The sequence below is a fragment of the Faecalicatena contorta genome (assembly GCF_021531995.1).
Classification (GTDB): domain Bacteria; phylum Bacillota; class Clostridia; order Lachnospirales; family Lachnospiraceae; genus Dorea_A; species Dorea_A contorta_A.
Window position 1 is genome coordinate 1 of record NZ_JAFBIZ010000200.1, and the last position, 2,526, is coordinate 2,526.

4 protein-coding genes are annotated in these 2,526 nt (G+C 38.8%); all 4 read left to right on the forward strand.

Annotation, left to right across the window (positions count from 1 at the left end; genetic code table 11):
- Positions 1–160: 160 nt before the first annotated feature.
- The 4 genes from JQM82_RS15095 to JQM82_RS15110 all read left to right on the forward strand — a co-directional run bounded on the left by JQM82_RS15095 (position 161) and on the right by JQM82_RS15110 (position 2,434).
- Positions 161–784, forward strand: coding sequence for an L-2-amino-thiazoline-4-carboxylic acid hydrolase (locus JQM82_RS15095; RefSeq protein ID WP_235251222.1), 624 nt, complete (start codon positions 161–163; stop codon positions 782–784).
- A gap of 74 nt (positions 785–858) precedes the next feature.
- Positions 859–1,113 carry a hypothetical protein gene (locus JQM82_RS15100; RefSeq protein WP_235251223.1) on the forward strand — a complete coding sequence of 85 codons (255 nt, stop codon included), beginning with the start codon at positions 859–861 and terminating at the stop codon, positions 1,111–1,113.
- Positions 1,114–1,285: 172 nt separating this feature from the next.
- Positions 1,286–1,474 carry a hypothetical protein gene (locus tag JQM82_RS15105; RefSeq protein ID WP_235251225.1) on the forward strand — a complete coding sequence of 63 codons (189 nt, stop codon included), beginning with the start codon at positions 1,286–1,288 and terminating at the stop codon, positions 1,472–1,474.
- Positions 1,475–1,552: 78 nt separating this feature from the next.
- Complete coding sequence (locus JQM82_RS15110; protein ID WP_235251227.1) at positions 1,553–2,434, forward strand: ketopantoate reductase family protein; 882 nt, start codon at positions 1,553–1,555, stop codon at positions 2,432–2,434.
- The last annotated feature ends 92 nt before the right edge of the window (positions 2,435–2,526 follow it).

The window sequence follows — 2,526 nt, forward strand, 5'->3', positions numbered from 1 at the left end:
CTTTCTTGGATGTATGGTTTATAGTTTCTCGTCAACTCTATTATACCATATCCGGTGAGGGGTTATTTGTTTTTTGTAGTTAAAAAATGCCGTATTTATGCGGCTTGTGGCGTTTCGCAAACGCCTATAGTTTTTGAAGAAAAGGGAGGGGAATAAGAAAATGAAGAATGGGCTAATGCCACAAGCTATGTGGCGGTGCTTTCAGGGTTCTTTTATGCGAGAAATGTATCGTATGAGCAAAGAGAATCCACGAAAAGTAATGGCAAAGGCCAGGAAATGCTATCAGAATATTTTAGTAGATATACCAGAATTTGAAAAAGGAGATCCTTTTCTTACGAATATTTTGAGTGCAGCAATGCTGGCATCGGTATATCTGGAATTGGAAGAGAAACCAAACCTTGAACAAGTTACCGACTTTTATCATCATGCCATGACCAACAATATGATTATGAAGTGTTTCCTTAAATTGGGTAGCAAGTACACGCCAAAAGCGCAGGCAAAGTTGAAACGACAAGGTGAGGAAAGTGTGAGGCGGTCAGAAAGAAATCCTTATACATGGTGTTTTCGTTACGAAACGGGGAGGAACATTAACTGTTACTCAGCTATTTTTACCCACTGTGGTATATTGTACTTGTTGAAGCTGTTGGATATACCAGAGATTTGCCCGGCAATGTGTACTTATGATTATGATATGGCAGAATTAAGTGGTAGTACATTTATTCGTAAATTCACACTAGCTGGTGGAGAACCATGCTGCGACTGCCATTGGACAAGAAAATCCTAAAAAAGTACTTATTGTAATAAAGAGTTCTCAAGGTAGATTTTCACAATATGAAATTTTGCCTTTCGGTGTGATGTTTGCTTTCTATCGCTATGTTTGCCCTTGGTATTTTGTTAACAGGCTGTTTTTTCATCGAAGTATTTGCAACCTGGGCAATTAGCTTTGGCATCATTTCCCTCGGTGCAATTGCAATCGGCGATTTTCCTGCTGTGGGTGCATTATCTGTTGGTAAATACTTCGCTCTCGGTGACAATGCATGGGCAATGATTGCCATAGGCGATACGGAGGTCGTCGGAAGTGCGTTTCAAAAAATCGGTGAAATTTCTACATAGGATATTACCTATGTAAAACAATCGCTCAATACGATTGTTCCGACTTACCTCTCGTGGGCAAAAGAAAAATGTTATGCCAGGAGCTTGGCATTACCATATCCGAGTTAATGAATGGTAAAGCGGATAGTAGTATTCGAGAGTTTAGCGAAGAACAAATATTAGACATGATTGGGTGGATACAGTAGCTAGAAAACAGGAAATGTACATATTTGGTATACTGTTGATAGTAATGGGAATCGCATTGTTCGCTTTTTCCAGGTTGTTTGGCGGAACAGATTTTCTGTCCAGATTAATGGCAGGGATATCTGTTGGAGAGATGTCTGTTGGAGTATATATCATTGGTCGTTCACTCGCAAAATAATAGATATATTGCTTGCTACGCTAAGTAGCATAATCAGAATTAAGTAAACTGGTCAAAAATTAGAGAGGTTTTTGTGCGATGAAATTACTTGTTTATGGAGCTGGCGTTATCGGGTGTTTATATGCGGCATTGTTCAGTGATGCCGGACACCATGTTTGCATATACGCAAGAGGACAGCGGCTGGAAATTCTAAAGAAAAATGGATTGCTGTACTCTAAGGATAATAGCATTCTGAAAGCGGAATTAACGATCATTGATAAATTGGAAGATGACGATTTATATGACTTTATTTTTTTGCCTGTCAGAGAAAATCAAGTCTATATTGCATTAAGGGAGCTAAAGAATAATTGTAGCCCTAATATTGTTACAATGGTCAACACACTGGAACCATATAGTAATTGGGAAGAAATTTGTGGAAAAGGCAGAATTGTTCCTGCGTTTCCGGGGGCGGGCGGAAGTTTTGATGAAAATGTGCTTCACGCAGCTCTTACTCCGAGGCTTATTCAGAAAACAACTTTTGCTGAGATTTCGGGAGAAAAAACGGAAAGATTGTTGAAATTGGCATCTCTCTTTAAGCAAGCTAATATACCGTATCAGATTGTTCAGGATATGCATGCCTGGCAATTGAGTCACTTGGCAATGGTTGTACCTATTGCGGATGCTTATTATATGGCAGACAACCCAGAAAAGGCGGGGTATGACGGAAAAGTGATGCTCTATACTGCAAAACAAATGCAGCGTAATTTTTCAGCACTTCATAAATTGGGAATAGAATTATCTCCGCCCAAAATGAATTTCTTTCGTCTTGCACCGGTTTCTATATTGAGCATGGGATTGAGTTTCGTGTTCAGAAGCAAATTTGGAAATATGTTCATGTATCAACATTCAATGAAAGCGCCAGATGAGATGAGGCAGCTACATGAACAGTTTTATAGATATATTAAAAGCAGTTTAGCATAAATTAAATATTGCGATAGAATCCATATGTTTTAGTCATGGAAATATTTCGAGGATGGAAATCCATAATAAAATCCCAGAGGATATTCTGGGAT